This window comes from Microvirga sp. 3-52 (assembly GCF_018383585.1).
Lineage (GTDB): Bacteria > Pseudomonadota > Alphaproteobacteria > Rhizobiales > Beijerinckiaceae > Microvirga.
Window position 1 is genome coordinate 880 of record NZ_JAHAMK010000005.1, and the last position, 17,216, is coordinate 18,095.

Here is a 17,216-nt window from a genome sequence, read left to right on the forward strand (position 1 = left end):
TGTGGAGACCCAGCTTGCCCCGACGCTGTCGCAAGGCGACGTGGTGATCCTCGATAACCTGCCGGCGCACAAAAGCGAGAAAGCCGCGCAGTGTCTCAAGCAAAAGGGCGCCTGGTTTCTGTTCCTGCCACCCTACAGTCCGGATTTGAACCCGATTGAGCAGGTCTTCTCACAGATCAAAGCACATTTGCGCAAAGCCGAAGCCCGGACCGTCGAGGCGCTCTGGCGGGCCATCGGCGACATCTGTGATCTCGTCGAGCCCGAGGCATGCCGTAACTACTTCACCGCAGCCGGATACGGATTCGTCTGAATGACCGGTGCTCTAGAGGTGAAATGCCCAAACACGGCCACGCACATTGACACACTGATCAGCCAGAACATCCCCGGCAAGTACGTCACGCAGATGCTTTGGCAGATGGCCTGCACTGGCCGGCAGTGGTGCGACTTTGTCTCGTTCGACCCGCGCTTGCCGCCTTCTATGCGCCTCTTCGTGAAACGCCTTGAGCGGGACGAACTCCGCATCAAGGAACTTGAAAAGGATGTTGCCGAGTTCCTCGCAGAGGTCGAGCACAAGGTGAGCCAGCTCGTCGCCCTTTATGAGCGGGAGGCGGCATGAGCACGGCCCCAATCCTATTCCACTGGACGGGAGAGGCGATGGTTCCGCACCGTCGCTTCCAGAAAGAGTGTGATAGGTCTTTCGTGGTCGGGGAGGAATACCGCCTTGCCGTTCAGGAGCACCGTTCTCAAGCAAGTCACTCTCACTACTTCGCTGCCATCCATCTCGCATGGATGAACCTGCCCGAGAGCCAGGCCGACCGCTTCCCAACAGAAGAGCACCTCCGCAAGTATGCTCTGATTAAGGCCGGCTATCGGGACGAGCGCTCGATCGTCTGCAACTCCAAGGCTGAGGCTCAGCGCATCGCAGCCTTCATCAAGCCGATGGATGAGTTCGCAGTCGTCACCACCTTCGAAGCCGTCGTGACCGTCTGGACAGCCAAGAGCCAGTCCAAGGCAGCCATGGGCAAGCAGGTCTTCCAAGAGAGCAAAAACAAAGTTCTCGACGTGCTGGCCGAGATGATCGGCACTCAGCCAGAGACGCTTACCCGGAATGTCGGGAGGGCTGCCTGATGGCCCGCCAGGAGTTTTCCAAGCGCATAAAGAGCAAGGCTGCTGAGAGAGCCAACGGCCATTGCGAGCAGTGCAACAAGAAGCTCCGGGTAGGCGAATTCCATTACGATCACATCGTCCCTGATGGGTTAGGCGGCGAGCCGACGCTCGAGAACTGCATGGTTCTGTGTCTGCCCTGCCATAAGGACAAGACCCGTCTTCAGGATAATCCGATCATGCAGAGGGCGGATCGTCAGCGGAAGAGCATTGCTCAAGGCGTGCACACGGCTCGTAAGCCCATGCCCTTCGGGAGAAAATCCAATCTCAAGGTGAAGATGGACGGCACAATTGTCGACCGTCGCACCGGTGCAGTCATCAGCGGCACCCGATGAGCGAACCCATCTACATCCCGCCGCCTGTCCTCATTGGCAAGGACCTCACGCAGCGCATCGCAGAGCACAACGCTCGGGTCGAGCGCATCTGGCTCACCAAGGGCAGCAACTGCCGCCCCTTCTCCGCTTCCACTGTGCCGGCCGCTGAGAACCTGTCACGCGTACCGGTGACCGAGCACGGTGGATCTGTGATTGAGGTGCACCCATGACCTTCACGCTAGAGCAACTGGCTACTTGCGCCGAACGGGAAGTGAAGCAACGACGCCGCGTTTATTCGCGCTGGATCGAGGATCACCGAATGACTCAGGCGTTTGCGGACGACCAATTGGCAATGATGGAGCAGATCGCTCGGGACTATAGGGCGAAGGCTGATGCTGAGGCTGCGAAGGGCGACCTTTTCGGAGGTGCGGTATGAGCAGCCAGTTCGTCAATCCAAATCGGTTGCGCGCCTTGGGAGGAGCAAGGCTCGGCGGCATCGGACGATCCTTGAACCCGTGGGGATCAAGTGTGAAAGTTAGGACTTGACCCATCAGACAGTGTCGAACCAAGTCGTGTTCTGCACGAGGAAGTGGAGTGCAGAGCCCGCCATTCTGGCATGGTTGCTCTCAGCTTGGGCAAGGTGGGCGGTCAAGCCCCATAGCCGCTTGGCGGTGCGCCGCAGGCGCAGGGCTTGAGGGCCCGCCGGAGCCCCAAGCCATCATTCAAGCTGCCAGAGGGCAACTGGCTCTGACACTGTCCGTCAAATCAAGTCCAAGATTCTACAGNAGAGGGCAACTGGCTCTGACACTGTCCGTCAAATCAAGTCCAAGATTCTACAGATCAAGGAATACGCCCACAAGCGATGGAATGACCAAAGCTGCGAAGGTCGCCATGGCTAGTACGACCAGAGCCCACTCCACTAGAGGTCCACCTTTCCGAGACAGCGGCGGATACCCACGCCTCGTCGATAGAGTGCGGTGGCGTGGCTTCCAAGTGATTAACGCGGGAAAGAACGGATGAGTGGCATGATCCCCGAAGACGGTTACCGCCCCTACCCCGCGTGGTTCCTCTGGTTCTTCGCAGCCGCATGCTTCGTGCTGGCTATAGCCGTCCTGACACACTGAGATGCGCCTGTGGTCAAAGCTCAATCAAATGCGAAAAGGGCCGCTGTCCAGACAGCGACCCTCTCTCCGAAAGCCGAGGACAAGATGGGGCAATGCATCGGCCTTCGGTCGGGCCGTTCTAGGCCGACATGCTTAACGAGGCCTTACCGAGATGACATCCGGCCATGAGCAGGCAACAAAAAGGGCTGCCGTTTCCAGCAGCCCGAAGGTGGGGCCTCGGCCCTTCCAGAGGGAACGACGCGAGCGGGAGGTATGATCGCGTCGTTCTACAGGTGGTTAGGCCAACTCGCGTTCGTCACCCCTGTCTCTGCCAAGCTGCTATGTGCCGTACGCATCCGTCTGGCCTTGAAACCGCCGCGCTCAAAGCTATCGACAGGGAGCCCCGATGATGAGCGCAGTCATTTCTCCATGTGGCCTCTACCGCTATCGCCTTGAGCGAGGCATCTCGACCAACCCTCGCGTCGCTGCCTTCATCATGGTCAATCCATCGACGGCAGATGCGGAACAGAATGACGCTACGATCCGCAAGGTTATTGGCTTTGCTGAGCGGCACGGCGTCGGACGAATTATCGTCGGCAACAAGTTCGCCTTCAGGTCACCGGACATCAAAGCGCTACGCATTGCTCCCGATCCAGTCGGACCAGACAATGACCGTCACCTTGAGCAAATCATGCGGGATGCAGACTTGTATATCGTTGCATGGGGTCCGTTGGCAAAGCTGCCACTCCACCTGCGAAGCCGCTGGCAAGAAGTTATTCGGATCGCGGATCGGGTCGGATGCCGCTTTATGTGCCTCGGCACAGCCCAGGATCAGCATCCGCGCCACCCGCTGATGCTGAGCTACGACACCGCAATATCTGACTGGCACCAGCCAAAGCTAAGCAATTGAGCCAACACGGGGTTGCCGAGAGACCAGAATTTATTGTGGCCGTCACTACGGTCATGAATGATTGAGGAAGATGAGCATCCAATGAGGCCGGAACTCACCCTTGCGAACGTCACTCCGACGACGCCGCTCCGTCTGGAGACGGCAGCTCGCCTCGCCTTTCCCGATGGCTCCATAGGGGTCAGCGGCTTGCGCAAGGAAGCCGCCAGAGGAAACTTGATGATCGAACGGATTGCCGGGAAGGACTACACAACCCTGGCGGCTATTGAGAGCATGAGGGAACTATGCCGCAACACCACAAAGGTCCCCGCCTCTGGGCGCAACCGGCCTTCGAAGGAACGGACGGGCGCAAGAGAGAGGGCGTCTGGGTCATCCGAGACGGATCGGCTAAGCGAAGCACAGGCATCCGCGTTACGAACCGCCGAAAGGCTCCGCCAGAGGCAGAGCAAGCCCTCGCTAACTACATCGCAGAAAAATATCGCCCCTCGCGAGAGCGCGGCCGTGGTGCCGCTTCGATCCCGGTAGCGGATGTCATCAACATCTACCTGACGGACAAAGCCCCCACCCAGGCTCGCCCTGAGGAAGTTGCCCAGCGGGCCATCCCCCTCCTCAAATTTTGGACCGGTAAGACCCTGGCCGACGTGAACGGCCGGAACTGCCGTGCCTATGTCACTTGGCGAGCCAAGAAGGTGGCACGGCGGGAGCTGGAGGATCTGAGGGCAGCGATCAAGTATCACCGCGCCGAGGGGCTCTGTAATGAGATTGTGGAGGTTGTGTTGCCGGAGCGGTCCCCGCCTCGGGAGCGCTGGCTGACCCGCTCGGAGGCTGCCCGCCTGATTTGGGCAGCCTGGCGCTATCGGGAGACGCAGAAGGGCCACATGACCGGACGCTACAGCCGGCGCCACGTGGCGCGGTTCGTCCTGGTGGCGCTCTATACCGGATCTCGAGCGGGGTGTCTTCTACCGGAAGGCTGCTGGCGAGGTTGAGACCAAGAAGCGCCGGCCGCCGGTGAGGCTGCCCGATCGTCTGCTTGCTCACCTCAGGCGCTGGAGAGCTCAGGGGCAGCTGTATGCCGTCGAGTGGAATGGCAAGCCGATTGGGACGGGCCTTGAGAAAGCATTCCGCCGAGCCTGCGAGGATGCGGGCCTCGAGGGAGTTACGCCGCACACTTTGAGGCACACGGCTGCCACTTGGCTGATGCAGCGCGGCACAGATCTCTGGGAGGCGGCAGGCTTCCTCGGAATGACCGTTGAGACACTCGAAAAGACCTACGGCCACCATCATGCCGACTTCCAGAGGCAAGCGGCTGTTAACATTGTGAGAAAAGCCTGATGGGCGGTAGACAAGCAGTAGACAGGTTCACGATGACAGAACGTGAACATTCAGTGTCGACCGCAACTGAAAAAGCCCGGAAAATAAAGGGTTTGAGCGTCGCGCACCACGTTCGGGACGTGGGGGTCGCAGGTTCAAATCCTGCCACTCCGACCATTTCTTAGCCGAAGATCGTAATTCTCCTTCGAGAGAAGCATCTCTACCTTCCGATTGCGCATGATCGGCATGCCTTTCACCCCGGCAATGGAGACCGAGCCGCCACAGGGCCCTCTGCTCTTCACTTGGCGCGGCGCCCTCTGTTGCGGACACGGCAGCCGCAAGGTCTTCCCATCGGATGTGCAGGCGATGCGCCAACAAATATGCCCGATCCTCTCTGTTTGGATGGGGAAGGCAAAGCCGGAGCCGTGTTAAGTGGCAGAATACCGCTACGTCATAACAGGTCCGGGATCATGCCATCTTGTGCAGCACGAAAATCCGCAATTGCCGTGGCATTCCTCATGGCGCTCGCTGGGTGTCAAAGCGCCGGTCCGATGGCCACGGCAGCGTCTCCTCAAAGTGCGGGCATTGGTGAGCCGGGATCCGCTTCGGCTAGGGTTCACGCTGAACTGGAGGCCGACGCACGCGCTCTCGGCACCGTCCAGGGCGCTGGCGCGATGGCGGCATCCATGGACAAGACGGGCCTGTCGTCCATTCCGCTCCTGGTCGGCGTGAATGTTTCCAATGAAGCCTTCCGCGCCAAGAGCCACGCCCGCATGAAGGCCGCGGAGGAAGAGGACCTGCAGGCGACCTACAGGAAGTACGGCATGAATCCCGATGGAACGCCTTCTGGCAAACCAGGGCCGGGATCTGCCTCGGCAAACTAACCTGTTCAGCGCTCCTCAATGCGTCGAGAAGCGCCCGTCTTCCGGGTAGGTTTCATAATGAAGGGTCTGGGCCGGGATCGCCTCGAGCTGGCGCGGAGACTTGGGCCATTCCTGTGGGGTCTCATTGGTCTGAGGCATGTAGCGGGGGCGGAAGCGCAGGTCGACGAGGCTTCGCAGTTCGGGCGCGGCCAGATCGAGCACGTTCGCGTCGCGCCAGCGCCGGTGCAGCTTGGCCTTGCCGAACATGCGCCCCCAGAAGCCCGTCACCTCCTCCTCCACCTGCAGGACGATGCGGCCGGTGAAAGTTTTGCGAAGATTAAAACGTCCCGTCAGAGCCATTCGACTCTCCTCACCATTCGATCTCTTCAAAAAACGTAGAGCGCCACAGCTCCGGTTGCTGATCGATCAACCAACAAATCTCGGCTTGGCGCCCGAATGAATCCATTCCTGCTAGCCAATGCCTTTGCGGAGCAAGGGTTCCGGCCCTTCGACTATCGACAGGATGTCGCTTCCGCGATGTGCGTTGGGTCACGTGCCCGTGCCGCTGAAGATTAAATAAGGCGCTTTGCGCATCTGTTCAGCGGAGGGAATGATCAAATAAGTGGGAGGAGGACAGTATCTGTGACGATTTGGGATGGGTTTTCACTGCTGGCCGGCAGCGACCTCGAGCCGCCTCACGCGCGCCGCGGCTTGGAGGTGAGATCGATGGTGACGAGCTGCCCGGTTTTCGGATCGAGGATGGTCATGAAAGCCTCCTGTTCTGTTGGCGGAGGAGAAACGCCTGAGCCTTGCGGAGGATCAAACCGTGTTGGGGACGTGGTAAGCAATTCGTTACCGGAAGCTGCGCTTTGAGGGATGGGAAGATGCAGGCCGAACTTGTATCGAGGTGGCGCCCATGAGCGGATCGGCCAAGCCATCCGCCGAGATTTCCCAACCTGGAGACCCTTTGATGAACACCACTCAGCTCGAGACCGTTTGGGCGCCGCGCCTTCTCAGCATCCTGCGCATCGTTGCCGCGCTGATCTTCATGGCGCATGGCACGCAGAAGCTTCTCGGCTTCCCGGTCTCCCCCAATCCTGGACCGGCAGCCTTCAGCCTTCCCTGGATCGCAGGTGTTCTCGAAATCGTGGGTGGAGCGCTTCTGGTCCCCGGATTGTTCGTGCGTCCGGTCGCCTTCGTTCTCTCGGGCCTGATGGCTGCCGCCTATTGGATCGCCCATGCTCCGCGCAGCGTCTATCCCGTGCTGAATGGCGGCGATGCGGCCATTCTCTATTGCTTCGTCTTCCTGTTCATCGCAGCGGCCGGCGGCGGCGCATGGAGCCTGGATCGCTTTCTGCGCAACGGCCGCACCGCCTAATCGAGTGAAGTGATCAGGTGGAAGGCGAGAGGCATCTCATGCCTTTCGCTCCTACCTATTCAGATCTCGTTCCCATGGGACGGCGAAGGCGCTCATCCTGCAGTTCGACGTGGAGCGTGTGATCGTCGGCATCCTCGTCGAGGGGAATCGGCATGAGATCCGTCGTCAGTCCGGTGGTGGTGGAAGCCGCCGCCCCGATCGGAGGCGCCGGGGCCTCATCCGCTGCCCTCGTGGCCTCCCCCTCCTGTTCGCTCGGCTCGATCTCGCCCTCGTCGTCGAGGATCTTCACCACCCTGTCGATCTGCGCCTCGTCGGCCTTCACGGTCACGAGCGCTCCGCCACGGCGAACGCCTTCCGCGTAGTTCTGAGCATCCTCATCGCTGAGACCGGCATCCGCCAGCGCGCCCGCGAGACCGCCCACGGCGGCACCGGCGCCGGCGCCCACGAGGGTCGAGACGATCCATCCCGCTGCGATCACTGGCCCGAAGCCCGGAACGGCCACCGTGCCGAGCCCCGCCAGGAGCCCGGCTCCGGCGCCGGCGACCGTCCCAGCTGCGGCCGTTGCTCCAGCGAATTCGTGAGACGATCCCTCGTTGTCGAAGGCGCGTGTCGTGTGATGCGTATGGGCGTCGTCGAAGTTGTTGGAGACGAGGCTGATCTCGAAATTCGGAACGTGAGCTGCCTCCAGCCGCGTCACGGCCCGCGCGGCTTCGTCGTAAGTGTCGAAGAAGGCGGTGATCCTGCGTTCGGCCATGGGAACTCTCCTGTTCGGACTGATCGCAGGGCTAATGAGCGGCTCGCCGGGCGAGTTCCCCTTGCGTCCGGTGGATGCTCGAGATGCGCGTCCATGACGCCTTCCGGCTGCGGGCGTTTGTTGATACATTCAAACAAAAGGTGCCCGGAAAGGGCGATTTGGGGGCTTCCCATCATGAGACATATCCATCTGGATGACGGTTTGCGGCTGCGTTTTCCCGGCCGCAGCGAGGACTTCGATCAAGGCGTCGAGATCGGCATGATTGCCGTTCTGATGGACCAGGGGCTGGGCGAATTCTCCCGCTGGATCGCGCGGTCAAACCTCAGTCAGGTCGAGGCCATCGCCCGGCAGATGGGGTATCGCATCGAGGAAGCCGGCGGCGATGAGGAATGGGTCGACCTCACCTTCCTCTATGGCACTGCGAAGTCGAAGCCCAAGCTGAAGCTGGTGCATTCGGTCGGCTGATCGAACGTCCGGTCCGATCCTGAAAACGAAGAAGCCGCCCGAAGGCGGCTTCTGAAAGGCTTGCTCTTGAAGGCCGGATCAGGCCTTGCTGCCGCGGCGGGTCACGGACCAGGCCGCCTGCATCAGGGCCACGGCCAAAGCGGTCTTCACGAGGGTCGCTGCCACGAAAGGAGCGACGCCCACGGTCCAAGCCTTCGCGAAGGGCACGACCAGGGACAGCTGAGCGAGGCCGAAGGCGAAGATCACGGCGTGGCCGATGCTCATCATGATGATGACACGAACGAGAGAACGGTCCCAGCCGCGCTCGGCCATGAAGCCCATCACGATGGCGGCTGCCAGGAAGCCCAAGAGGAAACCGCCGGTCGGCCCCATCAGATAGCCGATACCGGCGGTCGGGCCTGCGAAGACCGGCATGCCCATAGCGCCCTCAGCGAGGTAGAGAGCCACGGTCGCCCCGCCGAGGCGCCAGCCGTAGGACGCGCCGATGAGCAGCACGACCAGGGTCTGCAGCGTCATGGGAACGTAAGGCAGCGGCACCTGGACCTTGGCCGATACGGTGAGAAGCGCCGTGCCGGCGACCATCAGGACGATGGCGCGAAGGGCAGCGAAGCGAGCATCGTCCCGGGACGGCCAGAGGAGGCCGACGAGGGTCGACGGAGAAGACAGCGAAGAGACGCCGGTCGTCATGAATTGAATCTCCAGATCGTTCCGCCATTCGCGCGGCGGCTCATGAAGCCTTATAGGGAGGTCCGGTGCGAGCCTCAAGCTGCGCATTCAGGCATTTCCGGGTGCTGTGGACACCCTATTAGTCCAATGGCACGGGCGATTCAGGAAAAAGCCTTGCGGGCGGGATGTGCTCCTGTAGGAAGCGCCGGATGCTCCCACCCGCATCCTCGAGGATTCCCGCATGGCCGACGACCTCACCTTCGACACTCGCCCTCCGGCTCGGTCGGGCGAATGCGTGCGCGTGAGCCCTCTCGTCCGCCGAATCGTCGCCGACAACCCCGGGCCGATCACCTTTACGGGCACCTGCAGCTATATCGTCGGCTCGGGAAACGTCGCCATCGTCGATCCGGGCCCCGACACACGCGGCCAGATCGAGACGCTTCTCGACGCGGTCCGGGGCGAAACGGTGACCCACATCCTCGTCACCCACACTCACAAGGACCACTCGCCCGCCGCCCGCGCCATCAAGGCCGCCACGGGAGCCGAGATCGTCGGCTGCGCGCGCCATCATAGCGCCCGGCCGCTGTTTTCCGGCGAGGTCAACTCCCTCGAGGCCAGTTCCGACAAGGATTATGCGCCCGACCGAGAACTGCGCGAGGGCGATGCCGTCGAGGGCCCCGGCTGGACCCTGGAGGCGCTCGCCACACCCGGGCACATGGCCAACCACCTCGCTTTCGTGCTGCCGGAGGAGAAGGCCTTGTTCTCGGGCGATCACGTCATGGCTTGGTCCACGACCGTGGTCGCGCCGCCCGACGGATCGATGAGCGCCTTCATGGCTTCCCTCGACAAGCTGAAGGGCCGCGACGAGAAGCTCTATTGGCCCGGTCATGGCGGCCCGGTGCAGGAGCCCCGGCGTTTCGTGCGGGCCCTCATCCATCATCGGCGCCAGCGCGAGGCCTCGATCCTCAACCGGCTGAAGGCCGGCGACCGGACGATCCCCGAAATCGTGGCCGCGATCTATCAGGGCTTGAACCCGGCCCTCGTCGGAGCCGCAGGGCTGTCGGTCTTCGCGCATCTGGAGGATCTGGCCGCCAAGGGACGGGTGATCGTCGACGGTATCCCTGCCCTGGACAGCGAGTACCGGCTCGCCTGACCTGCGCATCGTGCGGCCCTGAAGAGCCGCTCCATCTCCCGGCATCACGGGCCTCGTGCCGGTGATGCCGATTCCCTGAGGCGCGGCGCTCTTCGGGATGTCGGGGCATGCCCGCCATGCCGTGAGAGCGGCAACGGATCGTCGCTCAGCGCACCGCAATCGCCAGGTTCGAGGCTTCCTCGAGGAAGTCGCGGATATGCCCCGCATTGGCGCCGAGATCATGGCTGCCGAAGCGGGAGGCGGAGCGGATGTCGATGCGGGTGCCGTCGACGCGCGGGCGGACCCGCACCGTGATGTCGCTCGGCATCTTGAGCAGGAGCGAACGGTCGATCGCCTCCAGCCGTCCCAGGCCGATGCGTCCACCGGGCGGCGCGGCCTCGATCACCTGCCAGCCGAGATTCTGGGCCGCCTTCTGCACGATGGCGAAGGCTTCCTCAGGACCGATATCGAGGGTGAGCGGCGCGATCTGCACGTAGGAGGCCCGCTGCATCTCGCGCGCCTCCTGAGAGACGTCGGGAGGGACGCGGCCGTCACGGGCCTGGAGTGCGGCCCGGGAGCGGGAAAAGGCCGGCGGGTCGTCCGTGTCGGTGCTGATGTCGGCGATCGGCGGCAGGGTCGCGGCCCTGAGCGCCATGAAGCCCGGATAGGCGAGAACGAGCGCCGCGATGAGAAGCCCCTTGATGGCGCTGCCCAGCCCCTGACGCCCCTCCTGCCAGATGCGGACGAAACCGAGGAACGACATGCCCACGGCCAGGAGCGCAATGGCGATTCCTGCACCGAGGGCGATGAAGCCCGATTGGTAGTCGATCCGGTTGAAGCGGATCAGCAGCACGGCCAACACGGTCACGACGAGCGCAAACCATGCCAGCGTGGGAGACCACTTCGCCGGGCGGGAGACCGGTTCTTCGATGATGAGACGGCGCATCAGGTCGTCTTACAAACCTCTTTGAGCGCGCGCCACTCCTCTTGGATGGGAAGCGGCTCGCCTTGGTGGGATGTCACCGGCTTTTTTAAGGATCTCGGCCGGCCGTCAGGACGGGATGGTCAGGAAAGCGGAAGCTTTGCCTTTCGTTCCACCCCCCGCCGAGAAAACTGCGCACGGGGCCTTTCCCTCTTCCGGCCAGGGGTGACGGGACGAACGGTTTCAATGTAAACTATCGAGCCGCACAGGAGCCAAGAACCTTTGAAATCTCTCTCGCCAGCCTCCTCCCCGGTCGAGTCCGTTGATCCCCTGAGGATCTGGTTTCGGTTCATCCGCTTGAATCGCCGGGCGACCAATGCGGTCGCTGCGGAGTTGAAAGAGCTGGGTCTGTCGATCCCCCAATTCGACCTCCTCTCCACGCTCACGGAACGTGAGGGCATGAGCCAGCAGGAGCTGGCGGAGCGGCTTTACGTGACAAAGGGCAACGTCTCGGGGCTTCTCGACCGCATGGTCGAATCCGAGCTCGTCGAGCGGCGTTCGATCCCCGGCGACCGGCGTTCCAATGCCCTGTACCTGACCGCGAAGGGCCGCGACCTAGCGAACCGCGGAATTGCCGCGCAGCGCGCCTATGTCATGCGCACGCTCGGAACCCTCCCGGCCCAGGATCTGGCCGATCTCGAGCGCATCGTCCTCGCCTGGCGGGAACGGGCGCGGGCGGAGGAGGAAAGCCCAGCGTCCAAATCCCGATAGGGTCCTCGATGTTCGACGCGGTGGCATTCGCAGGCGGCGGAAACCGCTGCTACTGGCAGGGCGGCTTCTGGGAAGCCGCGGCCCCGCTGCTCGGATTGAAGCCCGGCAGGATCGTCGGCGTGAGCGCCGGCGCCTGGTCCGCCTGCTACAGTCTCCTGGGGCTCGGACGGCGGGTCAACGAGATGGTGGCGGAGGGCTGCAGCCTCGGGCGCCGCAATTTCGAATGGCGCGCCTGGCGCAGCGAAGGCTCGCCCTGGCCGGTCTCGCTCATGTATCGCAGCCTGATCGAGGCCATCATCGACGAGGATGCCCTGGAGCGTTTGAAGCAAGGCCCGAGCATCCTGATCGGGCTGGCCCGCAAGCCGCGCCGCCTCCCGCTCTTGCTCGCCGTTCCGCTCGGCATCGCGACGTATCAGATCGAGAAGAAGTGGCGCTCCCCTGTTCATCCGCGCGGCGGGCGCGCCCTCGGGTTTCGCCCGGAATTCGTCCAGTTGCAGGACCTGGACACGCCCGCGGACTTGTCCGCCGCCCTGATGGCGAGCGCCAGCGTACCGCCCTTCATGCCGGTCGGCCTCATCGGCGGCATGGTGGCGCTCGACGGCGGGCTCGTCGACAACGTGCCGACGGAGCCCCTCCTCCCCGTCGAAGAGCAGGGCGGCAAAACCCTCGTCATTCTCTCGCGCCTCTATCGTGCGTTTCCGGACGTGAAGGGTCGCACCTACGTCCAGCCCTCCGCGCCCGTTCCCATCGGGCAGTTCGATATCACCAATCCGGCCGGCATTCGGAAGGCTTACGAGATGGGATTGAGGGACGGCGAGGCTTTTGCAAAACGTGCGGGGGCGCACAGCTTGTAGCGAAGCTTGGCCCTAGAAGGCCTTCCTGTCCTAACGTCAACAAGGGGAAGCCATCATGACGCCACGCTTGATCGACGCATTGCTCTCGAGCCGGGGAACGGAAATCACCGCCCGGGTTCTGCTCACCTTTCCATTCTGGGCCAGCGGGCTCGTCAAGCTGCTGGATTTCCCTGGCGGCATGGCGGAGATGCGTCAGTTCGGCCTGGAGCCGGCCTGGCTTTTCAACGGCCTCACGATCTTCGTCCAATTGACCGGGTCCGCCCTCATCATCGCGAAGCGCTGGACCTGGCTCGGCGCCGGAGCCCTGGGAGTGTTCACCTTCCTCACCATCCTGATCGTCCACGCCTTCTGGCGTCTCGAAGGCGAGCGGGCGATCACCGCGCTCCATACGGCTGGAGAGCACGTGGGCATGATCGGGGCGCTCATCCTGGTCTCGATCCTGGCCCTGCGGCCGAGGTCTGAATTCCGATCTGCAGCGGACTCGCAAGCCCTGACCGCGGCTTCGACGGGAATGTTGCAGCGTTAAGGTTTCATTCACCTTGAGTGGTTCATCTGCAGCCAAGCCAGCACATGATCACAGGTCTGCCCCAAAGCAGTCACAGGCAGCCGGATCATAGGGGCAGGTTGCAATGACAGCCTGATGTCCAGGGAGGATCCATGACCCAGCAAGCTTCAGACCGCGATATCCGACCGGGCGAGCAGAGTGCTGCCCGCTCCATCCCGGCTTTCAAGGCCGTCGCCCTGCCCGCTCTCGCGGCAGCCGTTCAGGCCGCTAAGCTGCAGCAGAGCCGCCCGAAGACCACCGAGCTTCCCGCGTTCCTGCGCAAGGAAGCCATGCTGGGCTAGAACCGTTCTCCTTTCATCGAATCGTCGCTCCGCCTTCCCGTGCCGCCTCGGCTCCGGGATCGGAAACCTTGGTGTCATACCGGCCTGCGGCCGTCGGGGATGACACCCTCCGCCGTCATGGCCGGGCTTGACCCGGCCATCCCGATGCGGTGAGGCGCCGCGCTCCACAGGATCGATATCACCGGCACAGGGCCGGTGATGACGGAAAGGGGTTGGAGCAAAGCGGTCCCCCTCCTATCGGCGCAACGTCAGTTCCGTCGCTATCCTTCCGCAATGCCAGAGATTCCGCTCAAGCCAGAATGACATCGCCCTGACCGAAGGACAGCGGTTGCGGCCTGGGCTCCAAGTGCGACGGATCCGGAGCAGCGGCTTCAGCACCCGCAAGGTCCGAGATCGGCCGCACCTCCTGCGATCCAGCGCTGACGTTCGCGAGATCCGCAGCGGAGTCCCGCGCCCCGGAACGTGCGGGCGACGGCCCTTTCAAGGCCATTCCGTCATCGACGAGGATCGTCCGATCGGAGAACTGCAGTCTCTCGACGTTCAGGAGAGTATCGGTCCCGTCCTGTCCCACCTTGTCGGTGACGGTCAACGTGCCGTCGGCATTGTGCTTGATGGTGTAATTGCGCAGGCGTCCGGAGAAGGCGGCCGTGTCGATGTCGGCCAGCGGCTCACCGAACGGATTGCCGTTGTCGCCGACCAGATGGTCGTCGCCTGCGCCGCCCCTGATCCAGTCGTCGCCTTCGTTTCCGAGCAGTTCGTCGCTGCCGCTGCCCCCGTCGATCCGGTCGTTGTCGAGACCGCCGAAGACCTCATCGTCGCCATCACCGGCCCGGATGCGATCACGGCCCTCGAGGCCGACGAGCAGGTCGGCCCCGCGCCCACCGTCCATGCTGTCGTTGCCGCCGGCGCCCTTGAAGAAATCGTCGCCGTCCTCGCCCGACATCCGGTCGTCGCCGTCGCCGCCGATGAGCGCGTCGTTCCCGGCGCCCGAGACGAGCACGTCGCTGCCGGCATCGCCCCAGAGCGTGTCGTCGCCGGCGCCGGAGCGGATCCGGTCGCCCTGCCCGGTTCCGCCCATGACCACATGGGCCGCGCCCTGATAGGACACCCAGCCGTCGCTTCGGACGACCTTCCCTGAAGCGCCTATCGGGTCGGTCGATGGATTGTCGATTTCGATCGTATGGGCAGGCACCGAGAACACATCGAAGGGAAGATGCTTCGTCCCGGTATTGCGCATCACCAGTTCGGAGAAGGACGTTCCCTCGAGCTGGGTCAGGAAGTTCGTGCCTTCCAGGCGCGACAGGTAATAGAAACGGTCTCCGCTCTGCAGCTTCTCCATCTGCGTCTCGAACACGAAGTTGAACGTCGAACCGAGAAGGCCGCCGGATGCCAGGGGCTTTTCGGCGAGCCCTCCGATCCACAGGTCGACGTCGTCCAGGCCTGTCCCGCGTCCTGCGAAGTCGCCGGTGCCGTTCAGGAAGTGTCTGTCCGGAGCGGCACTCTCGTTCTCCGGCGTGTTCGGGTCGTCGTCCCGTCCTTCCACGATCGTGGACGCGGCAGCGCGCTTTTCCGCCGACGTCGTCGCAGTGTCGAGCAGGGGATGGATGCCATAGGCCGCGATGAAGTTGATCAGCGACTCGGGATGACGGATGTTGCCGCCGAATTCCGCCCAGTTCTCATAAGGCTTGAGATCGGCGTCTCCGGTTCCGTCGAAGAATTGCTCGCGCACCTTGTTGAGCGAGGCGATGCCCGTGTCCCGCCCACGGGCGAGGTTGAGGGCTGCGAGGTCGAGCGGCAATCCAAGGACGCTGTTGCGCAGGGCACCGGTCACGAATTCATCGATCTCATTGCCCGCCTGGCCGGTTGCTCCGCGCACGATCTCTCCTGCCGCGGCGCCGGACACGCCTCGTTGGGCATATGCCGTCGGATTCAGGAACGCGTCGACGAGGCTCAGTTGCTGATCGCCCGCCGTGTCGGGATCTCCATCAACGACCTTGCCGCTCGTATCGAAGCGGTCGACGGTCTCCCGCAGAAGAGAATGCCCGAAGCGATAGACCGTGTGCGCGAACTCCGCCGCGACGGCAGGATCGATCGTGACGTCGTGCGCTTCGAACTCGTCGATATTGGGCTGGATACGCCGCGCGAAATTCTCGAACACCAGGTGCTGATACTGCATCTCGGTGCCGAAGCGCGCGGCCTGGAACAGCCGCTCGCCGTTCCATTCGCTCTCCTGGACGCCGTCGGCCAGCTCCGCTCCCGGCTGCAGCCACTGGCGAACGAATTCGGGATCGGAGGGAAGTTCGGCGCGGATCAGATCCTTCATGTGGCCGAGCAGCCGGTTGTGCTCGGCATGGAAGATGTGATGCACCGCCGTCAGGCCGATATTCTCGTTTCCGCGCCCATCGCCCGTGATGAAATGCGCATCGAGAAGCTCGTTGTCATAGTTGCCGCTCGTATCCGAGCCGTCGAGATTGGCGAGACTGACCTCGAGGTCGCCGTCGGCGACCTTGCCGGTCGGGACGGCGTCGTGCGCGATGTCGTCGAGAAAGGCATGGCCGGTATGGGCCGCGCCCGTCGTGACGACGGGAGCCGACGGATCGCCTTCGACGAGAACGTCGTCGTCGGTGCCTGCCTGCCCGTCGGGACCCGGCAGGACAAGCTGCGCGAAGCCGTTCGGGCCGCGGATGAACCGGCCATATTCGTCCGTCGCCAGCAACGGGATGTTGGTCACGTCCTCGTCGGTGAGGTTTATCCCGAGCATGGCCCTCGCCTGGGCTTTGATGTCGCCCCAGGTCGGCAGGCCACCGCCGGCATGATCGAGCAGAGCACCGGTGGCGACCGGCTTGCCGCTCGCATCGCGCGCGTATTCACGCAGGAACACCTGATGCGAGGGATGCGATGTATACGTCTGGTTCTGGTCGATGAGCGGCGTGGTCTGGTTCATATGCTCGTGGACGTCATCGTCCGTTCCGATAACTCCATCCGGTCCCGGCTGATTGGTCGCCCGCGTCAGCACCATGAAGTTTTCATGGCTGCCGGCGACGTAGAGCGGATCGTCCGGCTGCAAGGGAATGATGACCGATCCGCTGTTGCCCTTGTTCACGAGATCGAGCCCATGATCGAAGAACTGGCCGAACAGGGTGAACCATTGATTGAACGGCGCAGCATTGGCATCGGGCGCCACGTTCACGATCAGACCGTCCCCGTTCCCGTCGGCCGCGCGTGCGGCAGGATTGGTGTCCCCGTTCTGATCCACGATCAGGTTGCTGATGATCCGCGGCTGCGGATCCATCACCTTCAAATCCTTACGAACCTGTTCGTAAGACGTCCCGTTCCCCGCCGCTCGGAATTCGGGATCCGTCAGGCGAGGAAAGACATGATCTGCGGCGCCATAGCCGTATCGGCCGGACACGAGGCTGTTGCCGGTGCCGTCGACCGCGCGAAGGCCGAACGGCAGGGAGGGATCGTCGATCGGCGTGTGCGCCTCGCTCTGGAGAATCTGGGAGAGAATGAAGTCGAGATCGGACCGAATGAGCAACATGACATGTCTCCTCTGAATTGGTCCGGCGGGACGGAGGAGTAGGATCATGATTTGTGGCGATCGTAAGTTTAAAGCTTGCCAAAAATAGCGTAATCGCCGCTCGATTACTTTTCACTTGACGCAATTCGGCACATTATACGAATTCAATCCATTCTTCGATTCAAAGGTTTCAAGCTTTATCACAAGTACTATATGTTATTTACTTTAGAAATCCAATGGAACAGC

Annotated in this window: 22 protein-coding genes; 17 read left to right on the plus strand and 5 right to left on the minus strand. The window is 62.7% G+C overall.

What is annotated here, in order from left to right; genetic code table 11:
* From KHP60_RS25055 to KHP60_RS05745, 10 genes are all read left to right on the plus strand, one after another.
* On the plus strand, positions 1-310 hold a 310-nt coding region (locus KHP60_RS25055; protein WP_249688551.1), incomplete at its 5' end, for a transposase.
* Positions 311-616, plus strand: coding sequence for a YqaJ viral recombinase family protein (locus KHP60_RS05710; protein ID WP_213562617.1), 306 nt, complete (start codon positions 311-313; stop codon positions 614-616).
* Positions 613-1,128: a hypothetical protein gene (locus KHP60_RS05715; RefSeq protein ID WP_213562618.1), complete on the plus strand. Its 516-nt coding sequence runs from the start codon at positions 613-615 to the stop codon at positions 1,126-1,128. Before KHP60_RS05710 ends, KHP60_RS05715 begins: the two co-directional genes overlap by 4 nt.
* The gene (locus tag KHP60_RS05720; RefSeq protein ID WP_213562619.1) at positions 1,128-1,499 is read left to right on the plus strand and encodes an HNH endonuclease; all 372 of its coding nucleotides are present in this window, start codon (positions 1,128-1,130) and stop codon (positions 1,497-1,499) included. Before KHP60_RS05715 ends, KHP60_RS05720 begins: the two co-directional genes overlap by 1 nt.
* Complete coding sequence (locus tag KHP60_RS05725) at positions 1,496-1,708, plus strand: hypothetical protein (RefSeq protein WP_213562620.1); 213 nt, start codon at positions 1,496-1,498, stop codon at positions 1,706-1,708. The genes KHP60_RS05720 and KHP60_RS05725 overlap by 4 nt, the downstream gene beginning before the upstream one ends.
* Entirely contained in the window at positions 1,705-1,914 is a 210-nt protein-coding gene (locus KHP60_RS05730; protein WP_213562621.1) for a hypothetical protein, read from the plus strand. The genes KHP60_RS05725 and KHP60_RS05730 overlap by 4 nt, the downstream gene beginning before the upstream one ends.
* A gap of 1,076 nt (positions 1,915-2,990) precedes the next feature.
* Positions 2,991-3,491 carry a DUF1643 domain-containing protein gene (locus KHP60_RS05735; RefSeq protein WP_213562622.1) on the plus strand — a complete coding sequence of 167 codons (501 nt, stop codon included), beginning with the start codon at positions 2,991-2,993 and terminating at the stop codon, positions 3,489-3,491.
* Between the two features lie 281 nt (positions 3,492-3,772).
* Positions 3,773-4,474 (plus strand): hypothetical protein, encoded by a 702-nt coding sequence (locus tag KHP60_RS05740; protein ID WP_249688553.1) that lies wholly within the window; start codon positions 3,773-3,775, stop codon positions 4,472-4,474.
* Positions 4,475-4,496: 22 nt separating this feature from the next.
* Complete coding sequence (locus tag KHP60_RS25060) at positions 4,497-4,820, plus strand: tyrosine-type recombinase/integrase (RefSeq protein WP_311924681.1); 324 nt, start codon at positions 4,497-4,499, stop codon at positions 4,818-4,820.
* A 530-nt stretch (positions 4,821-5,350) separates the two neighbouring features.
* The gene (locus KHP60_RS05745; protein WP_213562623.1) at positions 5,351-5,683 is read left to right on the plus strand and encodes a hypothetical protein; all 333 of its coding nucleotides are present in this window, start codon (positions 5,351-5,353) and stop codon (positions 5,681-5,683) included.
* A 15-nt stretch (positions 5,684-5,698) separates the two neighbouring features.
* On the opposite strand, the gene KHP60_RS05750 is transcribed toward KHP60_RS05745, so the two are convergent.
* A complete protein-coding gene (locus KHP60_RS05750) occupies positions 5,699-6,022 on the minus strand; it encodes a hypothetical protein (protein ID WP_213562624.1) in 324 nt (107 codons plus the stop codon).
* Between the two features lie 610 nt (positions 6,023-6,632).
* Here KHP60_RS05750 and KHP60_RS05755 point away from each other — a divergent pair.
* Positions 6,633-7,040 carry a DoxX family protein gene (locus tag KHP60_RS05755; protein WP_152712643.1) on the plus strand — a complete coding sequence of 136 codons (408 nt, stop codon included), beginning with the start codon at positions 6,633-6,635 and terminating at the stop codon, positions 7,038-7,040.
* Positions 7,041-7,095: 55 nt separating this feature from the next.
* Here the strand turns inward: KHP60_RS05755 and KHP60_RS05760 are convergent, their stop codons facing one another.
* Positions 7,096-7,794 carry a hypothetical protein gene (locus KHP60_RS05760; RefSeq protein ID WP_213562625.1) on the minus strand — a complete coding sequence of 233 codons (699 nt, stop codon included), beginning with the start codon at positions 7,792-7,794 and terminating at the stop codon, positions 7,096-7,098.
* A 174-nt stretch (positions 7,795-7,968) separates the two neighbouring features.
* On the opposite strand from KHP60_RS05760, the gene KHP60_RS05765 reads away from it, so the two are divergent.
* The gene (locus KHP60_RS05765; RefSeq protein ID WP_213562626.1) at positions 7,969-8,259 is read left to right on the plus strand and encodes a hypothetical protein; all 291 of its coding nucleotides are present in this window, start codon (positions 7,969-7,971) and stop codon (positions 8,257-8,259) included.
* A gap of 78 nt (positions 8,260-8,337) precedes the next feature.
* Here the strand turns inward: KHP60_RS05765 and KHP60_RS05770 are convergent, their stop codons facing one another.
* Positions 8,338-8,946, minus strand: coding sequence for a biotin transporter BioY (locus KHP60_RS05770; protein ID WP_213562627.1), 609 nt, complete (start codon positions 8,944-8,946; stop codon positions 8,338-8,340).
* A 220-nt stretch (positions 8,947-9,166) separates the two neighbouring features.
* On the opposite strand from KHP60_RS05770, the gene KHP60_RS05775 reads away from it, so the two are divergent.
* Positions 9,167-10,078, plus strand: coding sequence for an MBL fold metallo-hydrolase (locus KHP60_RS05775; protein WP_213562628.1), 912 nt, complete (start codon positions 9,167-9,169; stop codon positions 10,076-10,078).
* 145 nt (positions 10,079-10,223) lie between these two features.
* On the opposite strand, the gene KHP60_RS05780 is transcribed toward KHP60_RS05775, so the two are convergent.
* Positions 10,224-11,003: a DUF1499 domain-containing protein gene (locus KHP60_RS05780; RefSeq protein WP_213562629.1), complete on the minus strand. Its 780-nt coding sequence runs from the start codon at positions 11,001-11,003 to the stop codon at positions 10,224-10,226.
* Between the two features lie 258 nt (positions 11,004-11,261).
* On the opposite strand from KHP60_RS05780, the gene KHP60_RS05785 reads away from it, so the two are divergent.
* The 4 genes from KHP60_RS05785 (at position 11,262) to KHP60_RS05800 (ending at position 13,450) form a co-directional block, all read left to right on the plus strand.
* Positions 11,262-11,750 carry a MarR family winged helix-turn-helix transcriptional regulator gene (locus tag KHP60_RS05785; protein ID WP_213562630.1) on the plus strand — a complete coding sequence of 163 codons (489 nt, stop codon included), beginning with the start codon at positions 11,262-11,264 and terminating at the stop codon, positions 11,748-11,750.
* An 8-nt stretch (positions 11,751-11,758) separates the two neighbouring features.
* Positions 11,759-12,604, plus strand: coding sequence for a patatin-like phospholipase family protein (locus KHP60_RS05790; protein WP_213562631.1), 846 nt, complete (start codon positions 11,759-11,761; stop codon positions 12,602-12,604).
* A 55-nt stretch (positions 12,605-12,659) separates the two neighbouring features.
* The gene (locus KHP60_RS05795) at positions 12,660-13,130 is read left to right on the plus strand and encodes a DoxX family protein (protein WP_213562632.1); all 471 of its coding nucleotides are present in this window, start codon (positions 12,660-12,662) and stop codon (positions 13,128-13,130) included.
* Between the two features lie 131 nt (positions 13,131-13,261).
* Positions 13,262-13,450, plus strand: coding sequence for a hypothetical protein (locus KHP60_RS05800; protein WP_213562633.1), 189 nt, complete (start codon positions 13,262-13,264; stop codon positions 13,448-13,450).
* A 289-nt stretch (positions 13,451-13,739) separates the two neighbouring features.
* On the opposite strand, the gene KHP60_RS05805 is transcribed toward KHP60_RS05800, so the two are convergent.
* Complete coding sequence (locus tag KHP60_RS05805) at positions 13,740-16,991, minus strand: peroxidase family protein (protein WP_213562634.1); 3,252 nt, start codon at positions 16,989-16,991, stop codon at positions 13,740-13,742.
* Positions 16,992-17,216 lie beyond the last annotated feature (225 nt).